15 protein-coding genes are annotated in these 21,255 nt (G+C 53.8%); 7 read left to right on the top strand and 8 right to left on the bottom strand.

Annotated features, from left to right (window positions below; all coding sequences use genetic code 11):
* Positions 1–69: 69 nt before the first annotated feature.
* Positions 70–462 (bottom strand): DUF1573 domain-containing protein, encoded by a 393-nt coding sequence (locus HQ37_RS00770; protein ID WP_036878896.1) that lies wholly within the window; start codon positions 460–462, stop codon positions 70–72.
* 624 nt (positions 463–1,086) lie between these two features.
* Here HQ37_RS00770 and HQ37_RS00765 point away from each other — a divergent pair.
* Positions 1,087–2,160, top strand: coding sequence for a phosphotransferase enzyme family protein (locus HQ37_RS00765; RefSeq protein WP_036878893.1), 1,074 nt, complete (start codon positions 1,087–1,089; stop codon positions 2,158–2,160).
* Positions 2,161–2,270: 110 nt separating this feature from the next.
* Here HQ37_RS00765 and rnr read toward each other — a convergent pair whose 3' ends face one another.
* From rnr to HQ37_RS00750, 3 genes are all read right to left on the bottom strand, one after another.
* Positions 2,271–4,487 (bottom strand): ribonuclease R, encoded by a 2,217-nt coding sequence (gene rnr / locus HQ37_RS00760; RefSeq protein WP_036878890.1) that lies wholly within the window; start codon positions 4,485–4,487, stop codon positions 2,271–2,273.
* Positions 4,488–4,619: 132 nt separating this feature from the next.
* The gene (locus tag HQ37_RS00755; protein ID WP_036878887.1) at positions 4,620–5,351 is read right to left on the bottom strand and encodes a response regulator transcription factor; all 732 of its coding nucleotides are present in this window, start codon (positions 5,349–5,351) and stop codon (positions 4,620–4,622) included.
* A 65-nt stretch (positions 5,352–5,416) separates the two neighbouring features.
* Complete coding sequence (locus tag HQ37_RS00750) at positions 5,417–6,955, bottom strand: HAMP domain-containing sensor histidine kinase (RefSeq protein WP_036878884.1); 1,539 nt, start codon at positions 6,953–6,955, stop codon at positions 5,417–5,419.
* 699 nt (positions 6,956–7,654) lie between these two features.
* On the opposite strand from HQ37_RS00750, the gene hflX reads away from it, so the two are divergent.
* The 5 genes from hflX to HQ37_RS00725 all read left to right on the top strand — a co-directional run bounded on the left by hflX (position 7,655) and on the right by HQ37_RS00725 (position 15,176).
* Positions 7,655–8,887, top strand: a complete 1,233-nt coding sequence (gene hflX / locus HQ37_RS00745; protein WP_036878881.1) for a GTPase HflX — start codon at positions 7,655–7,657, stop codon at positions 8,885–8,887.
* The gene (locus tag HQ37_RS00740; protein ID WP_052080655.1) at positions 8,884–9,978 is read left to right on the top strand and encodes a ferrochelatase; all 1,095 of its coding nucleotides are present in this window, start codon (positions 8,884–8,886) and stop codon (positions 9,976–9,978) included. Before hflX ends, HQ37_RS00740 begins: the two co-directional genes overlap by 4 nt.
* A gap of 7 nt (positions 9,979–9,985) precedes the next feature.
* Complete coding sequence (locus HQ37_RS00735) at positions 9,986–12,037, top strand: alpha-L-fucosidase (RefSeq protein ID WP_036878879.1); 2,052 nt, start codon at positions 9,986–9,988, stop codon at positions 12,035–12,037.
* Positions 12,038–12,310: 273 nt separating this feature from the next.
* A complete protein-coding gene (locus HQ37_RS00730; RefSeq protein ID WP_235264608.1) occupies positions 12,311–14,383 on the top strand; it encodes a putative porin in 2,073 nt (690 codons plus the stop codon).
* 10 nt (positions 14,384–14,393) lie between these two features.
* Positions 14,394–15,176 (top strand): transporter substrate-binding domain-containing protein, encoded by a 783-nt coding sequence (locus HQ37_RS00725; RefSeq protein WP_036878876.1) that lies wholly within the window; start codon positions 14,394–14,396, stop codon positions 15,174–15,176.
* Between the two features lie 20 nt (positions 15,177–15,196).
* On the opposite strand, the gene HQ37_RS00720 is transcribed toward HQ37_RS00725, so the two are convergent.
* The 4 genes from HQ37_RS00720 to HQ37_RS00705 all read right to left on the bottom strand — a co-directional run bounded on the left by HQ37_RS00720 (position 15,197) and on the right by HQ37_RS00705 (position 20,056).
* Entirely contained in the window at positions 15,197–16,447 is a 1,251-nt protein-coding gene (locus HQ37_RS00720) for an FtsX-like permease family protein (RefSeq protein ID WP_036878874.1), read from the bottom strand.
* A gap of 102 nt (positions 16,448–16,549) precedes the next feature.
* Complete coding sequence (gene fabD / locus HQ37_RS00715) at positions 16,550–17,437, bottom strand: ACP S-malonyltransferase (RefSeq protein WP_036878872.1); 888 nt, start codon at positions 17,435–17,437, stop codon at positions 16,550–16,552.
* A 102-nt stretch (positions 17,438–17,539) separates the two neighbouring features.
* Complete coding sequence (locus HQ37_RS00710; RefSeq protein ID WP_036878870.1) at positions 17,540–18,994, bottom strand: aminoacyl-histidine dipeptidase; 1,455 nt, start codon at positions 18,992–18,994, stop codon at positions 17,540–17,542.
* 12 nt (positions 18,995–19,006) lie between these two features.
* Complete coding sequence (locus tag HQ37_RS00705) at positions 19,007–20,056, bottom strand: lysylphosphatidylglycerol synthase transmembrane domain-containing protein (RefSeq protein WP_052080654.1); 1,050 nt, start codon at positions 20,054–20,056, stop codon at positions 19,007–19,009.
* 143 nt (positions 20,057–20,199) lie between these two features.
* Here HQ37_RS00705 and rsmA point away from each other — a divergent pair, with 143 nt between their 5' ends.
* The gene (rsmA, locus tag HQ37_RS00700; protein WP_036878868.1) at positions 20,200–20,985 is read left to right on the top strand and encodes a 16S rRNA (adenine(1518)-N(6)/adenine(1519)-N(6))-dimethyltransferase RsmA; all 786 of its coding nucleotides are present in this window, start codon (positions 20,200–20,202) and stop codon (positions 20,983–20,985) included.
* Positions 20,986–21,255: the final 270 nt, after the last annotated feature.

Here is a 21,255-nt window from a genome sequence, read left to right as displayed (position 1 = left end):
ACAAAGTAATCACCCCCACGCCTCAGAGGAGGCGTGGGGGTGATTGTTTATGGAGAGGTCTCGGGCTACCTACTCGACCTTACCCTTGATGCGTAGGGTGAACGCTCCGTCTCGGCCATTGCTGTAGACTGCAATATTCTTGACGAAAGGCCCTGGGCGTCCTGCTGGGTCGAAGGTAATCTTGATCTTGGTCTCCTTGCCTGGGGCAATAGGCTCTCGGCTATATTCGGGCTCGGTACAGCCACAGGAGGAGGTAATATTGACGATCACCAGTGGGGCAGAGCCCGTATTCTTGATAGTGAAGGTGTGAGACACCTTTCCGTTGGCCTCCTTGATCATACCGAAGTCGAAGTCTGTAGCTGGGGAGGAGATGATTGCTCCTGTACTCTTGTTCTTATTCTGAGCGACTGCTCCCCCTACGAAGAGGAGTAATAGGCTCAGCAGCAATGCAATTCTTTTCATCATTATTTTCTTATATATTCATTTAATGGCCCTTGTTCCAGGGCTCTTGCTTAGTGCAAAGGTACGACTTTTATCTGTCTTGTACATTTCTTATCTATTCTCGTGGTTTTCGCCTCTAGCTTTGGACTCTAATAGGACTTTCGTGGGTTTGTTTGTAATGTGTTTATAAAGAGGGATTATAGGCCCTATTTTGAGGTGTAGATGAGATCGCAGATGAGGTCTAAGTAGGATCGCAGCAGAGACTCAAATAGAATCTCCATCGAGGTCTAAGTAGGACCTTGATCGAGGCTCAGATAGGATCTCGTCAGAGGCTCAAATAGAGGCTCAATGGAGGGTATAGACAAGATCGCAGGCGACGTGTAGATAGAGGCTCGATAGAGGTATTCCCCAAATTCCTATTGTGCCCTTATTTGACGACAGGCAGGAGGTCTCTGTCCTATTTCTCCGGAGGGAGAGTAGGGAGAGATATTTCAATGATCATACCCTTCGTCCGCTCGAAAAACACTGGTTATGAGCAGACAGGATACTTTAACTTTTATATCTATTTGGGGGTAGTATCAGGTTAGGTTGTTTAGGCGATTTGCCTTATATTTGCGCTCATATTCACTCAATATAGAGCATATTATGAAAGATATTATTAGGCAGTTCATTCCTGAGGAGGAGGTTGGTTCGTATCGCTCCTTTGGCAATGGGCACATCAACGACACTTATGCTGTCTCGGATACTCAGGGACGAGAGCGTTGGATCTTACAGCGTATCAACCACCACGTATTCCCTCGTGTAGAAGTCTTGCAGCGCAATGTCGCCATCGTGAGCGACACGATCCGTCAGCGTCTTGAGGCTGAGGGCGATCCAGATGTAGAGCGCAAGTACCTCTACTTCTATTCGCTGAGGGATGGTAGTGGTAAGAACTACTATTTCGATGGAGAGAACTACTGGCGTGTCTGTCGCTTCATCCCTGATAGCATGAGTATGTGTGAGCTTACGGAGGAGTCTGCTCGCTACGCTGGTGAGGCCTTTGGACAATTCGAGGAGATGCTCTCGAGCATCCCCGAGGGAGTGCTGGGAGACACCATTGTAGATTTTCATAGTATGCCCTTTAGACTACGTCAGCTGCGTGAGGCTCTCTCTGTCGATCCTATGGGGCGTGCCGCTTCGGTCGCAGACCTCGTGCAGGAGATCGAGCGCAGAGCAGAGGATATGTGCCTTCAGGAGCGTCTCTACGCCGAGGGTAAGCTGCCCAAGCGTACCATTCACTGCGATACGAAGGTGGACAACGTCCTCTTCGACAAGGGTGGACGTGTGCTCTGTGTCGTAGATTGGGATACGGTGATGCCTGGCTTTATCCTTAGCGACGTTGGGGACTTCATCCGTACAGGGGTTAATTTCGCTCCCGAGGATGAGCCAGATCTGAGTAAGATCGGAGTGAATATGAAGATCTATCGCGCTTTTGTCGAGGGATATCTCTCTACCGCTGGTAAGTTCCTCAACGAGACTGAGCGTAGCCTCATCGCCTACGGTGGCCGTCTGATGACCTATATGCAGACGGTGCGCTTCTTGGCAGACTATATCAATGGCGATACTTACTTCCGAGTGCATCACCCCGAGCACAATTTGCAGCGTACACGCGCACAGTTCCGCTACCTCCAGTGCCTCGAGGAGAAGACAGAGGAGATGGAGGCCCTCCTAAAGGCATAGCTTTGTCGTCGTAAGGGAACTATCCCTCGACTTATAGCCCCCACGAAACGCACCGCCCCGATGAGCCATGTAGCTCATCGGGGCGGTGTGTCTCCTATCGGCCGAGAGGCTTAGCGATAGGCCTCGACGAGGGAGAAGTCGAGGAGTTTGCGCTCTAGCTGTGCCTGGGCGACCTTGATGCGGAGACGATCTCCGAGGGTGAAGCGTCGGCCAGTATGTCGTCCTACGACAGCGAAGTTCTTCTCGTCATACTCGTAGTAATCATCGTCTAGCTCTCTCATCGGGATCATGCCCTCGCATTTATTCTCCTCGAGCTCTACATAGATCCCCCAGTCAGCCATGCCAGAGATGACGCCGTCGAACTCTTGCCCGATGAAGCGGCTCATATACTCCACCTGCTTGTAGCGAATCGAGGCCCTCTCAGCAGCAGCGGCCAGTTGCTCCATAGCCGACGAGTGCTCACACTGCTCCTCATATAGGACGGCATCGACACTCTTGCCCGAGTCGATAAGGTAGTGGGTCAGCAGGCGATGAACCATTAGGTCTGGGTAGCGTCTGATGGGCGAGGTGAAGTGGGTGTAATGGTCGAAGGCGAGACCATAGTGCCCGATATTCTCCGTTGTGTACTTCGCTTTGGCCATGGCTCGAATGGCAACAGTCGAGATGAGATTCTCTGCTGGGCTTCCCTTGCTTCGCTCGAGAAGACTATTCAAGCTTTGGGCCACTTGGCGCATACCTCCCTGGGTCTGTAGTTGGAAGCCAAAGCGGTGAACGAACTGGGACAGATCGCCGAGCTTTGCCTCGTCAGGCTGATCGTGCACCCGATAGACGAAGGTCGGAGCTTTGCCCCCAGGCTTGATCCCCTGAGCAATCCGTTCGGCCACGGTTCGGTTAGCCAGGAGCATGAACTCTTCAATGAGCTGATGAGCCTCTTGGCTCTCCTTGATATAGACAGAGAGAGGACGACCAGCCTCGTCGATCTCGAAGCGTACCTCTGGGCGTTCGAAGGCTATGCTCCCTGCAGCAAACCTACGCGAGCGAAGCAAGCGTGCTAGACGATTGAGCTCGAGGATGCTCTCCGAGTACTCACCCTCGGAGGTCTCTATGATCTGCTGAGCCTCCTCGTAGGTGAAGCGGTGATCACTACGGATGATCGTGCGGACAATGCGGCTAGAGAGGATATGCGCATCGGTATCGAGAGTGAAGATGCAGCTGTAGGCATAGCGATCCTCATGCGGTCTTAGTGAGCAGAGATCATTGCTGAGATGCTCGGGGAGCATCGGTATCGTGCGATCGACCAAGTAGATGCTGGTTGCTCGTTTATAAGCCTCTTCGTCGATGATGCTACCTGGGCGTACGAAGTAGCTTACGTCGGCTATATGTACGCCGACCTCCACCTCTCCACCCTCGAGTTGGCGTAGAGAGAGGGCATCGTCGAAGTCCTTGGCATCCTTGGGATCGATCGTGCAGGTGAATACCGAGCGGAAGTCCTCTCGAGAGGCGAGAGCCTCGTCGGTAATCTCGCCACTGAGTTCTCGAGCCGCTGCCTCCACGTTCTCGGGGTAGCTGTAGGGAAGGCCGTATTCGGCAAGGATGGCATGCATCTCGGTGTTGTTGTCTCCTGGTCTGCCGAGCACGTCGATGACTTCACCATGAGGGTTCTTATTCTTTGCCTCCCAGCCCATGAGGCGGATGAGCACTTTGTCTCCGTCGCTTGCCCCATTGAGCTTGTCCTGCGGGATGTATATATCCTGCCTGAGACCTCTATGTTCGCTGGTGAAGAAGGCATAGCCTCGGTTCATCTGTAGTACACCCACATAGGTCGAGGTGCTGCGCTCGAGGATCTCGATGACCTCTGCCTCGATGCGGCGGGCGGATCGTCCCTTGCGCAGAGCGACGCGCACACGGTCTCCGTCGAGGGCTTGTCCCGAGGCTCGCTCTGAGAGCTCGATGGGTTCGCCGCCGCCGTCTGGTACGAAGCTCGCACGCCCCGAGCGGTAGACGAAGACTCCGTCTTGCGTAGCTTTCTTGCGCCCGTTGCGTTGCTTAGCGGCCCGATAGCGTCCCAGCTCTACCTCTTCGATGAGACCGAATAGAGCCATCTGCTCAAGTACCTCCACGACTTGACGCTTCTGGGCCATGGTCGTCGGGCCAAATAGGTAACAAAGCTGTTTGTAGTTGAATATCTTATCTGGCTCTTGGTCGAAAGCTGTCCTAAGGACGGGCTCAATCCTCTCATGAGGGAGTAAGGCACTGCGTTTGCCTCTAGGGCTATGCTCCTTGGCCGATACCGAAGGTTTTGTCTTGTGTTGCTTGTTCTTTTTCATTCAAAATAGATGCTATCGCTCTGTCATGACATAGTCCGCAGAGCAAAGTAGAGAGGGCCAGTACTTGTACGATCATCTGACCCTACAAGACCCAGCCCTCTATATTGTTTGTATGCTTAGCTCTCGTTTTTGCTAGTGAGCTTCGCTGGGAATAATTAGTTTGTAACCCTTGCCGTGTACGTTCTTGATCTCCACTCTTGGGTCTTGGCGCAGCATGCGGCGCAGCTTGGTTACGTAGACGTCCATGCTTCTTTGGCTGAAGGACTGATCCGCATCGACATTGTCGTCCGAGATGCCCCAAATGACTTGTAGGGCATGCGAACGCTCTAGGGTATGGTTGGCGAAGGCGCAGAGGAGCGAAAGCAGCTCATTCTCCTTCGTAGTCAGACGCTGCGAGCTATCGCCTATGGTTAGACGTTGCGACATGGTGTCGAAGGTGTAGTTGCCTATCTGATACACTGCCTGGGTCTCAGGGGTACGGTCAATGTGGTTATGTGTGCGGCGTAGGATAGCCTCTATGCGTAGCATCAGCTCCTCTAGGGAGAAAGGCTTGGTGATATAATCGTCTGCTCCGGCACGGAAGCCCTCGAGTACATTCTCTCTCATTCCCATGGCCGTAAGGAAGATGATGGGGACGTCGGCATTGACACTGCGAATATCCTTGGCCAGCGTGAGGCCATCACGCTTAGGCATCATGATGTCTAGCAGGCAAAGGTCGTAGGTATGGCTCATGAAAGCCTTACGCCCAGCCTCTCCATCGGTGTGAAGATCTACAGAGAAGCCCTTGGAAGCTAGTAGCTCTCGGAGGATGTTCCCGAGGTTTTCGTCATCCTCGCAGAGGAGGATCCTAAGTTGCTCGTTCATTATTCTAATCTGATGTTTGGTTGCTTGGATAAGTTTTTAGTTGTCTCGCTGTGGAACGAAGTCTCCTATACCTCCCGGGTCAGAGGGAGTTTGATGCACATGCGCGTCCCGCCGGTGCTTACAGGCTCGGCGTGGATGCTCCCCTCGAGGGATTTGATGACGGAGCTGACGTAGGCAAGTCCTAGGCCGAAGCCCTTGACGTCATGTACATGCCCAGTGGGCACTCGGTAGTATCGGTCGAAGATCTTCTTGAGGCTCTCCTTGGGGATCCCGATACCATTGTCTTGGATCTGTACATAGATGTACTCCTGATCGCTCCTGGTGGAGATGGAGAGCTCCAGGGGGTGCTCCTTGCTTCGGTACTTGCTCGCATTGTCGAGCAGGTTAAAGAACGCATTGGTCAGATGGACTGTGTTGCCCTTGACCCAGGTGTTGTCGGCCTCGAGGTTGAGCTTGAGGTCGCCTCCGTCCCGTTGGGCGTGCAGGGTATAGACCTCGGCACAGGAGAGGAGGATCTCGTTGAGGTCGATGGTCTTGAGTGGCATCTTGCCTGGTTTGCCCTCGAGGATAGAGAAGTTGAGTACCTTCTCGATCAGTAGCTTGAGGCGTCTGATCTCCATGTCTATGATGGAGACGAGCTGACGCTGTCGCATACTTCCCTCGCATCGCTTCGTCTCCTCCTTGAGCATTTGAGTAGCGAGGTTGATTGAGCTGACGGGCGTCTTGAACTCATGCGTCATGTTGTTGATGAAGCTATTCTTAGTCCGCTGGAAAGACACCTGCTTGATCAGGAGAACGATCGAGAAGATCGCCGCAATCACCACGATGATGGTCGAGATCATGCCAGGGAGCACCATCTTGAGCACCTCCTCTCGACCCGTCCTCAGGTTGAGGTGCAGCCGAATGAAAGGGGTAAAGGCATTGGGAGCTTCGTTGCGCACGAAGAGCCTTTGGGTTACGACACTGGCTTGGTTGAAGTCTGAGCGAAGCATCCCTGCGGGTAAATACTCGTAGAGCATCTTGCCCTGAGGCTCATGTAGGGTGAAGTAATAGGGTTCGCAAATCCCCTTTTCGTCGAAGTGCCCCCGGATCTGCTGCTGTAGAAACCTCGGACTGACCAGGCGAGGGATACTGTCGTAATCCCTCTGTCCATTGTATAGGTAACGCAGCATGAGCACATCTAGCTGCTTGCGCTGGTTGAGGTAGTTGATTAGAAACTCTTCGGTCAAGACATTCTCAGCCTCAAGCTCTTGTAGCACCTGTTGCTCGGCATTGATCCCTGGGTGGGCATGCCTGATGAGTGATCGGATACTGTCTAGGTCTATATCGTTGTCGAAGAGGTAAAACTGCGAAGCCCCTTGGTTCTTTTCATACCAGTTCGAGAAGCTGCGTGTGGGTAGCTGAGTTTCTCGGTTGAGGTAGCGGACGAGCTCTCGTAGCTCTAGATCTTGTGCCACCTGGCTGAGGGCTTCTTTGGCCAGTTGCTTGGTCTGCTCCTGGCTCATGCTCATGACGCTCGTGTAGTAGCTGTACTGCACCCAAAATAGGAGTGCTAGAGCCATGAGTAGGCTCAGGCCAATGGAGGGTACAACTCTTTTCTTCATAACCGTAACGTCTCTGTCTTTATGCAACTTGCACCTCTAGAAAGCTCCCTGTGGGGAGTGATTACCTAGGGAACTCAAGTCTAAGCTGAATACAAAGATAGTACTTTTTTGCAAATACTCATGCCTTGGATCTCCTCGCCTTTTTGCTTGATATTCTTGCCATTGGATAATAATCGCCCTCTGTGTAAGCTTAATGATGCTTACATACTTTTGAAATTTTTATCCCTGGATGTCTGCTGCCGAAACCCTCCCTTTGGGTATCGTCAAGAGGAGATAGGAGGCTAACTCCCGTCCTCTTTACCCTCGATGATAGAGCCTGTTGACTCCCCTTGTGAAGCCCTGTTGAAGCCTTCTCAGAGAACCAATTTATGCCTCCATTGAGATCCTACTTAGACCTCAATGGAGATCCTATTTGAGTCTCATGTGCGATCCTACTTAGGCCTCAATGGAGATCCTACTTGGGTCTCATGTACGATCCACCTTAGATCTCTGAAGCACCCATCTCGATACCTCTATCGACCTCCCTTCGGAGAGCTAAGTCGATGTGTTATGGGGCACACTTCGTAGCATCTCGGAAGGGATGATCCTCGAGGGATCGCTTGAGAGATAAGCCTCCCTCGAGAAGCCTAAGCCCCCTCTATGCCCAGCCTCGTAGAGTGGGGTGAGTGGAGATAAAGAGAATTATTATCTTTGTCTCAGATGAAAGACTTTATCATTACACAAGTTAAGAGCGAGGAGGCCGTACTGGTCGGCCTGATCACTCGCACACAGACTGAGGAGCAAGTCAAGGAGTATCTTGACGAGCTGGACTTCCTCAGCGAGACCGCAGGCGTACGCCCCGTTAAGCGGTTTATTCAGAAGCTGGATGCTGCCCATCCCGTAACCTTTGTGGGTAAGGGGAAGCTAGAGGAGATCCGCCTCTATGTCGAGGAGCATGAGATCGGTCTCGTGATCTTCGACGATGAGCTCAGCCCCAAGCAGCTGCGCAATATAGAGCAGACCCTCAAGGTGAAGATCCTCGATCGCACAAGCCTTATCCTGGATATATTTGCCTCTCGAGCCCAAACAGCCTATGCCAAGACGCAGGTCGAGCTGGCTCAGTACCATTATATGCTCCCTCGTCTGACACGTCTGTGGACGCACCTCGAGCGTCAGCGAGGTGGGGTAGGGATGCGTGGTCCTGGTGAGACGCAGCTCGAGACCGACAAGCGCATCATTCAGGATCGCATTGCCCACCTTAAGGAGGAGCTCAAGGCCATCGACAAGCAGATGTCTGTGCAGCGAAAGAATAGAGGCAAGATGGTACGTGTCGCCCTAGTCGGCTACACCAACGTAGGCAAATCGACCCTGATGAACGTACTGGCCAAGAGCGAGGTCTTTGCCGAGAACAAGCTCTTTGCTACGCTAGACACCACGGTGCGCAAGGTGATTGTCCACAACCTCCCTTTCTTGCTCTCCGATACTGTGGGCTTCATTCGTAAGTTGCCTACGGAGTTGGTTGAGAGTTTCAAGAGTACGCTCGACGAGGTGCGAGAGGCGGATCTGCTGCTCCATGTGGTCGATGTGTCGCACCCCAACTTTGAGGAGCAGATTGATATTGTCAATACTACGCTTCGAGAGATTAACGGCTCGGAGGATAAGCCCATGCTACTGATATTTAACAAGGTAGATGCTTTTACTTTCGAGGCTAAGGATGAGGACGATCTGAGCCCTCGCACCCGCCGTAATGTCAGCATGCAAGAGCTACAGGAGACCTGGATGGCCAAGATGCAGGGCGATTGCCTCTTTATCTCAGCTCGGGAGAGTGTTGGCCTGGACGAACTCAAGCAGCTGCTCTATGATCGTGTGCGGGAGATACATGTTACCCGCTTCCCTTACAACGACTTCCTCTTCCAAGACTATGCTTTGGAGGGCGACGAACCCACCGTATGAGCGTGAATATCCGATCTCTATATCTTGCAGGAGAAGGGCATAAGCGTGCTGTACTGCTGATCAATTTGGGCTCGCCGGCCTCTGCCGAGGTGCAAGATGTGAAGCCCTATCTTACCCAATTCCTCATGGACGAGCGGGTGATCAGCATTCCCTACTTTTGGAGAGCATTGCTCGTCAAGGGGATTATTGTCCCCCAGCGTGCTGCCTATTCGGCCGCAAACTATCGTAGTATTTGGGAGGAGGAGACAGAGACCTTCCCCCTCGTGCGCCATTCGGCAAGCATTGCCTATGAGCTCAGCCAAAGAATGCAGTGCCCCGTTGCCCTGGGGATGCGCTATGGCTCTCCCTCGATGGACGATGCCCTCAGAGCCCTCGTCGATCTCGGTGTCGAGGAGGTCATGGCCCTGCCACTCTATCCGCATTACACCCGCTCGAGCTACGAGACGGCTGCTATCTATGCTCTAGAGCGCAATCGACGTTTGGGGCTTGGGCTGAATATTCGCTTAGTCCCCCCCTTTTATGCTCATCCTGCCTACCGCAGGGTACTTGCTGAGCAGATCCGTCCCTACCTCGAGCAGCCCTACGATAAGCTCCTGGTCTCACTGCATGGTATTCCAGTCTCTCATTTGAGTGCTGTGTGCCGTCAGCACAATGGGCAGACAGATTACTGCTACACCCGCCCGCATACTCATGCCGAGCGATGGAGCTGCTACCGCCTACACTGCGAGACGACTCTCGAACTGCTACGCGCAGATCTCGCTCTGCCAGCTGATCGAGTGGAGCTCGTCTACCAGTCTCGTCTCGGGAGGCATGAGTGGATCAAGCCCTATTTATCAGAGCGCATCAAGGCATTGCCCCGAGAGGGCTGTAGGCGAGTGCTCGTTGTTTGTCCCGGCTTCGTCTGCGATTGCCTCGAGACCATCTATGAGATCGATGTGGAGTATCGGGAAGAGTTCTTAGCCTCTGGCGGAGAGCAATTCACCTATATTCCTTGCTTGAATAGTAATTCGGACTTCGTTTCGGTACTCTCGGAGATCATCCGAGAGAGCCATTCTTTAGAGAATAATCCTATTTCGTACAACTACATGTAATATCGCTATGAAGAAAATCGCCTTATGCACGGCATTGGCCTTGGGCTTGGGCTCTTGCTCCACCCTCAGCCGCTCTTCCGATGCCCCCCCAGCCCCGCTTGGCCCGACGCCTACACAGGCTCAGGTGGATTGGCATCGTCTCGAGACCTATGCCTTCATTCACTTTGGTCTGAATACCTACAACGACCTTGAGTGGGGCTACGGCAATACACCTGCATCGACCTTCAACCCCAAGATCCTTGACGTGGAGCAATGGGTAACCACGCTCAAGCGTGCTGGGATGAAGGGTGTTATCCTCACCGCTAAGCATCACGATGGCTTCTGCCTATGGCCCACGAAGACCACTGATTACTCAGTCAAGGCAAGCCCCTGGAAGGGTGGTAAGGGGGACCTCGTCAAGGATCTTAGCGAGGCCTGCCGCAGACATGGGCTCAAGTTCGGTCTCTACCTTAGTCCTTGGGATAGAAACAACAAGGACTATGGCTTCGATGGCTATCGTAAGACCTTCCACGAGCAGATCCGAGAACTAGCCACTGGGTATGGGGAGCTGTTCGAGTATTGGTTCGACGGAGCCAACGGGGGGACTGGTTGGTATGGTGGGGCGGACTCGGCCCGATCCATCAATCCCAAGACTTACTATGGCTACCATGATGCTGGGGATATTCTCCGGGCCAACAACCCTAACATTATGATCTTTGGGGGGACAGAACCCACGATCCGTTGGGTGGGCAATGAGCGAGGTTGGGCCGGCCAAACGAACTACTGTGCCTACGACGTCGAACGAGAGAAGCATCATACGGCCAACCAGTGGGGGATGCAGGATGGTGCTACCTGGCTGCCAGCCGAGGTCGATGTGAGCATTCGCCCAGGCTGGTTCTACCACCATCGTGAGGATCATCAGGTACGTTCGGTGGCCAACCTAGTCAATATCTATTACGAGAGTGTCGGGCGCAATGCCAATCTGCTGCTAAACTTCCCCATTGATCTCGAGGGTAAGATCCCTGCAACTGACTCGACCAATGTCATCGCTTGGTATGAGCATCTACAGCGTACCTTCGCCAACAATCTAGTCCAGGGGGCTCGGGTAGAGGCCAAGGATAGTCGTCGAGGCAAGACCTTCGCCCCCGATCATCTCATCGATGGATCGGACAAGACTTATTGGGCTACGGTGGATGGTGTGCACACTGCCGAGGTCTTGATCCGCCTACCTAAGCGTACAGCTATCAATAACATTATGCTACAGGAGTATATCCCCCTCGGTCAGCGTATCGATGCCTTCGAGCTCGAGACGGCAGATGCCACTGGGGCATGGAGCCCCATCGAGACTAGGGATAGTCTGACGACCATCGGTTACAAGCGCATTGTCCGCTTCAATACGGTAGATACCGACGCCCTGCGCCTGCGTATCACCAAGGCGAGAGGCCCTGTTTGCCTGGCCGAGATCGGAGCTTATCTAGCTCCCGAGCTTATTGAAGCCCCCAAGGCTTGGAGAGATGCAGAGGATCGTCTGATCGCTCGGGCTTCTGGAGGCGAGCAGCAACTGTTTTACCGAGTGAATGCAGGCCCTTGGCAGGCCTATACACAGCCCGTACACCTGCCAGGAGATCAGCTGCAGGTGGAGGTAGAGGCACGTGGTACCCGAGGGGAGCAGCGTGTCGCAACGAAGTTGCCCCTTGGCTATTCGGCTAAGCGATTTAAGGTTATTGGCATTGGGGATAAGGAGCGGAGAGCCCTCTTCGATGGTAATGGCTATTCTTCTGTGACATTGCCAAACCATTCACATGAGCTAGCTATTAATTTTGATGAAGCACTCCCGATCTCGAAGCTAGTATACACACCCAATCAGTCCCGTGATGCCTCGGGCCATATACAGCAGTATGAGCTCTATCTTGACGATGAGCTTGTGGCCAAGGGAGAGTTCTCTAATATTCGGAACAATCCTATTCCAGTTGAGATCATCTTGCCCAAGAGCATATTAGCCCGCAGGCTGCGTCTCGTGGCTACCCGGGTAGTTGAGGGTAGACCCTATGTTAGCATAGGTGATCTCTCGATTTTCTAATCATTCACTTCTTCGGTCGGCTACTTCATAGCTCTTAAGGTCTCACGCACCCTTTGCGAGTGATCGACCACTAAGGCTCTAAAGCTTTTTATTAAAAGCTTTAGAGCCTTTTATATGATCTAAAAACTAGATTGATCTTCTCAATCAGCGAGAGTTCGATCTCTTTGCGACCTCTCTGATCAGGGGAGGGCGATCTTGCCGCCATAGAGAGCTGTGCTCGGGGTGTATAAGGGCTGAGAGAATAAGATTAACTTTGTGTCGATTATGAAATTCATGAGATCTATCCTAATAAGCCTGGGCCTCTCAGCTCTCTCTCTCTCTCCAGCTCTTGGACAGAGTGATCCTTCCGCTTATCAAGTCAAGCAGGAGAAGCGCATCAGCGATGAAGAGCGAGTCGTTCGTGGCGATAAACTCAAGGCCTACAGCATACACCCGATCAGTGCACAGGTCAAGCAAGTAGAGATGCCCGACACCCTAACTAGAGGCACGCATAGCTTCACTTCTGCCGAGCGTCGCTCGATGGCTGTTGCCTACCTGGGCAATACCTACAGCCCGTGGCAGAGTAAGATCTTCTTCGATCGAGCTGTCCGTTTGCCCGACTTCGTTTATTTCTCGGGCTTCCAAGGCTTGCTCTTCAACCCTCAGGAGGTTCGTTGGTATGATACCAAGTCCCCCTTCACCTTCATTCGCTATCAGAAGATGCTCTTCGCTGACGATACACTGGAGGAGCTCCTCGATCTGACCCTCTCGACGAACCTTGGCAAGCACCTTAACTTAGGGGGGACTTTCAACCGAGCCAATGCTTTCGGCTTCTACGAATCGAACAAGAACAAGAGTACCCGTTACCGCATCTTCGGCAGCTACACTTCAGACCGATACGACCTCTACGCCTACGTGGCCAACGATCGCCACCGCATGACGGAGAATGGAGGGGTAACTGACCTAGACTACCTGCGCAACCCCGACAAATACACCAATGGGCGTGTACGCATTGGCTCGAGGGACATTCCCGTGCTGATCTCCTCGGATCGATTGATCAACTCCCTTAGTAGCGGTCATGCCTATGCTATGCACCGCTACAAGCTGGGGAGCTATCGCCCCAAAAATGAGCCCAGGCAGGCCGAGAAGCAAGCTGATGGGAAGACCAAGGAGGGGCAGCCTGACAGTCTTGTCTTTGTCCCCGTGGGCAGCTTGACGCATACGATTTATTACAACAAGCGCAGCCGCTCCTTCTATGCTCGTAGTCAAGATGATCTGTGGCAGAAAGTCTTCGGCCCTGCTGTTATTATCCGAGAGCGAGAGGATGCCGCCTCAGGGCAGCTGATTTCGTACATTCAGCCTCAGGACTCGATGCAGATGACCTCTCTGAGTAACACCCTCTCTCTATCGCTCATTGAGGGCTTCCGCCCGTGGGTAAAGTTTGGCCTTTCGGCCTATCTGCGCAATGAGAACCATTCGGTCTCGATGTTCGATGACCGAGTAGGGCACGTCCGGAGGATTGATCGCTTCTTCTCCACCTTTGCTGGAGGGACGATGACTCGCACCTCGGGCGAGGGGCTCAATTTCTCCGCCCTAGGCGAGGTCGGTATCCTCGGTCGAGACCTTGGGGCTCTGCACCTGGAGGGAGATATTCGTACTCGCTTTCGCATTGCGGGCAAGGCCTTCTCCCTCGGGGCGGATGCTCGCCTGCTCAACCATCGACCCTCTTACTTTGCCTCCCGACATCATGGTACCTACGAGTGGTGGGGGGAGCGAGAGCTACAGTTTGTTCGCCGTCTCGAGCTTGGTGCTCGTGTCAGCCTAGATAGTTGGGGCAGCTGGGCTGAAGCCCGCACGGCTACGCTAAATAACTATATCTATTGGGATGCCTCGAGGCAGGTGCAGCAGCTAGATGATCTAGCTCAGGTCATCATGCTACGCATGGGCCATACGGGCAAGGCTGGTTCGCTCAATTGGGCTTTCTCGGCCGCCTATCAAACCTCTACGCACGAGAAGGCTATCCCGCTGCCTACTCTTGCTGCCGAGGGCGATATGTGGCTAGACTTTCTACTCTTTGGAGTGCTACGCATTCATCTTGGGGCACAGGCTTATTGGCATACAGCTTACTATGCCCCAACCTATGCCCCGACGATCCAGCAGTTCATTTCTCAGCAGGAGATGCAGATCGGTGGAGGTGCTCCGCTGCTCAATGCATACGCCAACTTCCGTCTTAAGAATGCTCGTTTCTACGTTCGAGCCTATAATCTAGGTGAGGCCTTCATGGACAATGATCGCCTCTCCCTGCACCGCTATCCCTACAATCCTATGCACTTCCAGGCGGGGATTGTCTTCGACCTAAACAACTAACTCCACGCCTATGCGTCGCAATCGTTTGCTCCCTCTTTATTTTCTTCTGCTCGCTGTCGGGCTGGGGGCGATGTATTACCTACGCATCCTGGCCCGAGGGGAGGATGAACCCAAGCTCCCTCTGAGCCGAGACTATGCCGAGATCGCCTGCGAGGGTAGGCTCCGCTTGCAGGCCGTTTATAACACCCTCGAGGCTGATGCCGAGGTGGGTACTGCCCTCGCATACGACCTGGCCCGCCTGCTCTCTGAGCGGTCAGGCCTTGAGGTCGAGGTGATCCTCGAGAATGATCGAGACAAGGCCCTACAGATGCTTCTCGAGGGGCGAGTAGACGTGATTACCCGACCCATTACCCGCACCTCCGAGGTCGATACTACGCTCTTTAGTCTCGTGCGGCAACAGCTCTCGGGCCCCCTCCACCTTGTGCAGCGCAGAGATAGTGCAACGCTTATCCGCAGGCAGATAGATTTAGCAAACAAAACCATCGTACTGCCCAAGGGCAGCCGATGGCGTATCTTCGTCGATCATCTCTCTGAGGAGATTGGAGAGAAGATCTCAGTGGACTTCGACCCTCTCTATGATACTGAACAGCTGATCATGAAGGTTGCTGCTGGGTCTATAGACTATACTCTCTGCAGCGACCGAGAGTCAAAGCATTATAGCCCGCTCTTCGAGGGGCTCGACTTCGACCTGCCTGTAAGCTATAGCCTGCGCAGTGCGTGGTTAATCCGACGCAATGCCCCCGTACTGCTCGACAGCCTCTCGCTGTGGCTCGGAGAGGTTGGCCGAGAGTAAGGTATTCTCCCTCGTAACCTCTATTCCATGCGCATCACTTCGGCAGGGGAGATGCGAGAGATGATCATTGTTGGTAGCAATACGGCTAACAAGATAAGTGCCAGTGCCCCAACATTGATCCCTAGCCAAGCTAGCGGATCGAGTGCAATAGGCACTGCATCCATCATGTAGTTTTTAGGATCTAGGTGGATAACCTTCGTGTACTTCTGTACTAGGCAGAGCCCCAGGGCGATGAGGTTACCCCAGAGCAGGGAGCGTACGAGTAGCCGTGCTGCCACGAGGGCGAAGATCTTGCGCAGCTGGACATCCGTTGTCCCGAGGGCCTTCAAGAGGCCTATCTGCTGCCTCTTGTCGAGCACAATGATGATGAGCCCTGTGATCATTGTGAAGCTCGCCACGATCAGCATCAGAGTGAGTAGAACATAGACATTAGAGTCGATCAGCTCAAGCCAGCCAAACAGATCTGGCAATAGCTCCTCGGCACTATTATAGGCCAGTGATTGCCCCCGCAGGGCCTCGCTATTCTCTTCGAATGACCGCTCTATGCGTGTAAGGATCTCTCCCACATCCGATCTCTCGTCTAGGAAGAGCATGAGTCGGTTGTACATCCCCTCCTGCCAGCGCATCAGGTGTCTCAGGCTCGAGGCCTTGCAGAGAGCGGGCATCTGCTCTATCCCCGACGACTCGTATATCCCTACCACTTCGTAGACCCGCACCTGGATGCGCTCGCCTAGGAAGTAGGCTCTGACCTTGCTCCCTAGGTCGTAGCCCATGACCTCGGCCAGGCGATTGGGCAGGACTATCGGGTGCTCGACGCTGTCTCTGTCTGAGAAAGAGGGCATATACCCTCGGGTTATGCTCGAGGCAATGTATTCGTTGCGATAACCTGTCTCGAGACCATAGAGCACGACACCAGTGAAGCCATCCTCATCCTTGAGCATGGCCTTCTGCTGGATTAGGGGCTGGAGCTCTGCAACACCTGGGTTGTGCTCTAGGACTGTTCGCATCTCAGGCGTAAGCAGCAGGGGATACTGGGGGTCGTGCCATGCTCCTCCTGTGGCCCAAAGGCTGATATGCCCCGTCTGACTATAGGCAAAGTGCCCGATCTGACGCTTGAAGCCCAAGATGACTGCTACCGAGACCAGCATGACGCAGACCGACAGGGCTACTCCGAGCATCGAGAGACGTACGAGAGGGGCACTGGACTGCTTCTGCTCCTGTTGCTTGGTAGTGCTGGAGAGGCGGCGAGAGACAAATAGGAATAGCTGCATGGGTAGGAGAAGATCGAGAGATAAATCAGAGAGGGAGCAGTCCTGAGGCTATAGAGCTCTTCGGGCTTGCTCCCTCTCGGGTATGGATGCTGGGAGTAGAGCCTACTGTCTGCCCTCGGCCTCTACATTCTTGTTGATCTTTTTCACTAGTCCCTGAAGCACACTGCCTGGGCCTACTTCGATGAAGCGGTTGGCTCCGTCGGCGATCATGGCCTCTACGCTCTCTGTCCAACGTACGGGAGCTGTCAGCTGAGCGATGAGGTTTGCCTTGATCTGCTCAGGCTCTTGTACAGCAGCGGCGGGCACGTTCTGATAGATGGGGCATATGGGTCTGCTGAAGGTTGTCTCCTCAATGGCCTTGGCCAGCTCCTCACGAGCAGGCTCCATGAGAGGTGAGTGGAAAGCTCCTCCGACATTTAGGCGAAGGGCTCTCTTAGCCCCAGCGGCTTTGAGAAGCTCGCAAGCACGATCAACACCCTCGACTGTCCCAGAGATTACCAGCTGGCCAGGACAGTTGAAGTTGGCTGCTACGACTACCTCGTCCTTGATCTCGCCTAGGATCTCAACGACCTTCTCGTCGGGCAGACCAAGTACTGCGGCCATGGTCGAGGGCTTGAGTTCGCAGGCTGCTTGCATGGCTAGAGCACGCTTAGAGACTAGGCGAAGCCCATCCTCGAAGGTCAATGCTCCCGCAGCCACGAGGGCGGAGAACTCTCCGAGAGAGTGCCCTGCTACCATGTCTGGACGGAACTCTTCGCCTAGGCAGATCGCACGGATAACGGAGTGTAAGAAGACTGCTGGCTGGGTAACCTTCGTCTGCTTGAGCTCCTCATCCGTCCCTGCGAAGAGTATGTCTGTGATGCGAAACCCTAAGATTTCGTTTGCTCGCTCGAAGAGCTCGGCTGCTTTGGGGAAGTTGTCGTACAGATCCTTGCCCATACCAACGAACTGGGCTCCCTGCCCAGGAAATACATAAGCTGTTTTGCTCATAATGTCTTGATTTTGATTGAATATGCGCTCTCGGCCCAGTCTCTCGGGGGAGCGTGTCGGTTTGTACTATAATATCGGTTTTGTCTCCTGAGTACCTATGCGCTAGATGCACTCGAGGCAACGCTTGAGTACCTCCCAAGTACGTGCTACAGAGGCAATATGTACCCGTTCGTCTGGAGAGTGAGGGGAGCGAATGTCAGGCCCGATAGAGATCATATCCATCTCCGGCATAACGCCCTGGATGATCCCACACTCTAGACCCGCATGGATCACCTGTACCCCTGCTGGCTCTCCCATGATCTCGGTGTAGGCCCTCTGCAGGGTGGAGAGGATGGGCGAATTAATGTTGGGATTCCATCCATTGTACCCCCCTGCGAACTCTACACTTGCCCCGCATAGGGTCATGATGCTCTCGATGCTTGAGGCGACCTGCTCTTTGCGTGTCTCTGACGAGCTGCGTACGAGGAAGATGGCCTCAAAGCAGCCGTTCGATAGCGATACTCGGGCCATATTGGTTGAGGATTCTACTACCCCTGGGAAGTCTGTCAGCATGGACATGACCCCATTGACACAGCCCTCGATGGCATGGATGACGCTATCCTGTATCTCCTCGGGTACGAGGGTAGTAGGCATATCGCACTTCTCGAGAGTGAGCTGAATCCCGTCCTCTACGCCATGGTACTCACTGCGGAAGATGTCGAGGTAGTCAGAGGCCAGCTCCCAAAGACCATCAGCCTCCTCCACAGGTAGGGTAATGATGGCGAAGGCTTCTCGTGGGATGGCATTGCGCAGCGATCCGCCTTCGAAGCTGGAGAGGCGCACACCATGGTACGATACAGCCTCTTTGAGGAAGCGGATCATGAGCTTGTTAGCATTGGCTCGACCTAGGATGATATCCATGCCTGAGTGCCCACCCTTGAGCCCAGTGAGCGATACCCGTACGGCTACCTCCCTCTCGGGCTGATACTCCTGCTCCTTATACTCGAGTACTGCACGCACGTCTAGGCCACCTGCGCAGCCGACGAAGAGCTGCCCCTCCTCCTCAGAGTCGAGGTTGATGAGGATGTCGCCCTTGCTGAAGCCAGCCTGTAGCCCGTTGGCCCCGACCATGCCGACCTCCTCGTCGATGGTGAAGAGAGCCTCAAGAGGCCCATGCTTGATGTCTTTGCTTGCTAGGACGGCGAGGGCATAGGCTGCGCCGATGCCATTGTCTGCTCCTAGGGTAGTCTCCCTAGCCCGTACCCACTCACCATCGATGTAGGCATCGATCGGATCTGTGAGGAAGTCGTGCTGTGTAGCACTATTCTTCTGAGGTACCATGTCCAGGTGGGCCTGTAGGGTAATGGTGGGTTTGTCCTGCATGCCCTCTGTGGCAGGCTTGGTGATGAGGATGTTACCTACATTATCCCGCTTGGCCACCAGGCCCAGGCGTTCGGCTACGCTGAGTACATACTCCTGCGAGGCCTGGGTATGTCCCGTAGGCCTAGGGATCTGAGTGAGGTCGTAGAAGAAGCCCCACACGAGTTCGGGGGCAAGGGTTTTGATTTCGCTAGCCATAGTTTTGAGATCTTAGTTGTTGCTTGTATTGTGAGGGGTTGCTGTTATGTCTGCATATAGCCTCCTCTTGTAGTGCCGATTGACTAGGGGGAGGATGAGGATCGCTACCAGACCTACCAGTGTGATCCAGAGCGTCTGTGTCGTGTGCACGATCAGGGCGAAGGCCGAGGCATCTGTCCGACTGACCCCGAAGGCCACTAGGGTGGTGATCACCATGAAATGCCAAGGGCCTAGGCCTGCCTGTACAGGGGCTACGACCGTCATCACACTCATCGTAAAGGCGATGATCCCCACGCCTAGGCTCAGAGATTGGGTGAAGCTGAAGGCGTAGAAAGTCGTATAGAAGAAGCCGAAGTAACCCAGCCAAATTAGCAGCGTATAGAAGAGGAAGAGCTTGCGCTGCTCCATGGCTCGAATACTCCCCAGGCCTCGTAGTACAGTCTTGAGCGAGAGAGCAATACGACCATCGGGGCGGCGGCGTATGTGCAGCAGTATGTAGAGTACTGCTGCCAAAGATACAGCGATGAAGATATAGAGCCAAACCGAACCTAGGATGCTCCGTAGACCATGTAAAGCCGAGGTATTGGCCTCGAAGAAGTCGACGAAGAAGCCGAGATTGGTCAGGATCACCACTGCTAGGATCACCAGCAGCACGAAGACGTCCATCAGGCGGTCGGTGATGAGCGTGCCTAAAAGGGCCGAGAAGGATAAGGTCTCGTAGCGTTTGAATTCGGCACATCGCCACAGCTCGCCCGCCCTCGGGATACCCATATTAACGGTATATGAACCCAGCACGGTGAGTACGGAGTTCAGTAGGCGAGGCCTCTCCCCGTCATCGACGATGGGGTCTACGAGTAGCTTCCAGCGATATCCTCGCACAATATTAGCCATAGCCCCCCAAAGTAGGCTGGCCAAGAGAATGGGGTAATTTACCTCGGAGTAAATTACCTGCCTGATCGCCTCAAAATCCGTCTTACGGTAGAGCAACCAAAAGAGCCCCACGCCCAGGAACAGAGGGACGAAGGTACGCAGCAGAGCCTTGGCTTTGTCGTTTAGTCTCATTTATCGCTTGGGGCTCGGCTCGGGCCTATTGTAATGGCCTCTCTGCCTGGACACCCTAGTTATGTACATATAGGCATGATGCGGCGAATTTGTCGTACTTTCGCTTCGCAAAACGAAACAAATATACTAAGATTTCTCTTGAAATGAACCAAGTAAGAGCCAAGAAGGCCCTCGGCCAACACTTCCTCACTGACCTCAGCATCGCCGAGCGCATTGCCGATACCCTGCAGACGCACCCGAACCTACCTGTCCTAGAGATCGGTCCGGGGATGGGGGTGCTAACCCAGTATCTACTGGCCAAGGGATACGATACTCGGGTCATTGAGATTGACCGAGAGTCGGTGGCTTACCTCCAGCGGCATTATCCCCAGCTTGAGGGACGCATCATTTCGGGGGACTTCTTGGAGATGTCTGTCGATGAGATGATGCCCGAGGGCGAGTTTGCACTCATCGGCAATTACCCCTACAACATTTCTAGCCAGATCTTTTTCAAGCTCTTGGAACATCGAGACCGCATCCCTGTCTGCTCGGGGATGCTGCAGCGAGAGGTCGCTATGCGCCTAGCTTCGCCTCCAGGCAACAAGGACTATGGCATCCTGAGCGTGCTGCTACAGGCTTGGTACGATGTGGAGTATCTCTTTACAGTGGACGAACATGTCTTCAACCCACCCCCAAAGGTCAAGAGTGGTGTGATCAAGCTCGTTCGCAATGGCCGAGTAGACTTGGGTTGTAGCGAGCAGCACTTCAAGCGGATCATCAAGGCGGCCTTCAATCAGAGGCGCAAGACGCTGCGCAATTCGCTGCGTGGGGTCTTTGGTTCGGACTATGATGGTTATGGGCAGGATATTTTCTCTCTACGTCCCGAGCAGCTCTCGGTCGAGCAGTTCATCTCCCTGACCCAAATGGAGGCCAAGGCCCACGCTCGTTAGGGGAGGGGGCTCGTTCTCTGTTCGCCGCTCCCTCGTCTCTTTGCTTATGGGTGGCTTGATGGGGCGAGGCATTCCCTGTAGACCCTCATTTAGATCACTATGGTTCTCGCCATACCCTTTGCCTAGCATTGCTCTAGGGGGATGGAGAGTTCTAATATAGACCTCAATAGAAGCTCCACTGCCCCCTCCTACGCCCCTATTTGATGCCTCGACGGAGCTCCTAGTTATATTTCTGTAATCTGCTAAGTTGTCTCTCTTTAGTCTACCAAC

This window comes from Porphyromonas sp. COT-239 OH1446, from assembly GCF_000768875.1.
Classification (GTDB): domain Bacteria; phylum Bacteroidota; class Bacteroidia; order Bacteroidales; family Porphyromonadaceae; genus Porphyromonas.
This window is presented reverse-complemented; position numbering and strand designations above follow the sequence as displayed.

Excerpts from the sequence above, each read along its gene's own strand:
- HQ37_RS00740 (WP_052080655.1), top strand. The coding sequence starts at position 8,884 with ATGAGCGTGAATATCCGATCTCTATATCTTGCAGGAGAAGGGCATAAG.
- HQ37_RS00735 (WP_036878879.1), top strand. The coding sequence starts at position 9,986 with ATGAAGAAAATCGCCTTATGCACGGCATTGGCCTTGGGCTTGGGCTCT.
- HQ37_RS00750 (WP_036878884.1), bottom strand. The coding sequence starts at position 6,955 with ATGAAGAAAAGAGTTGTACCCTCCATTGGCCTGAGCCTACTCATGGCT.
- HQ37_RS00770 (WP_036878896.1), bottom strand. The coding sequence starts at position 462 with ATGAAAAGAATTGCATTGCTGCTGAGCCTATTACTCCTCTTCGTAGGG.
- fabD (WP_036878872.1), bottom strand. The coding sequence starts at position 17,437 with ATGAGCAAAACAGCTTATGTATTTCCTGGGCAGGGAGCCCAGTTCGTT.
- HQ37_RS00710 (WP_036878870.1), bottom strand. The coding sequence starts at position 18,994 with ATGGCTAGCGAAATCAAAACCCTTGCCCCCGAACTCGTGTGGGGCTTC.
- HQ37_RS00705 (WP_052080654.1), bottom strand. The coding sequence starts at position 20,056 with ATGAGACTAAACGACAAAGCCAAGGCTCTGCTGCGTACCTTCGTCCCT.
- rsmA (WP_036878868.1), top strand. The coding sequence starts at position 20,200 with ATGAACCAAGTAAGAGCCAAGAAGGCCCTCGGCCAACACTTCCTCACT.
- HQ37_RS00720 (WP_036878874.1), bottom strand. The coding sequence starts at position 16,447 with ATGCAGCTATTCCTATTTGTCTCTCGCCGCCTCTCCAGCACTACCAAG.
- HQ37_RS00730 (WP_235264608.1), top strand. The coding sequence starts at position 12,311 with ATGAGATCTATCCTAATAAGCCTGGGCCTCTCAGCTCTCTCTCTCTCT.
- rnr (WP_036878890.1), bottom strand. The coding sequence starts at position 4,487 with ATGAAAAAGAACAAGCAACACAAGACAAAACCTTCGGTATCGGCCAAG.
- HQ37_RS00755 (WP_036878887.1), bottom strand. The coding sequence starts at position 5,351 with ATGAACGAGCAACTTAGGATCCTCCTCTGCGAGGATGACGAAAACCTC.
- hflX (WP_036878881.1), top strand. The coding sequence starts at position 7,655 with ATGAAAGACTTTATCATTACACAAGTTAAGAGCGAGGAGGCCGTACTG.
- HQ37_RS00765 (WP_036878893.1), top strand. The coding sequence starts at position 1,087 with ATGAAAGATATTATTAGGCAGTTCATTCCTGAGGAGGAGGTTGGTTCG.
- HQ37_RS00725 (WP_036878876.1), top strand. The coding sequence starts at position 14,394 with ATGCGTCGCAATCGTTTGCTCCCTCTTTATTTTCTTCTGCTCGCTGTC.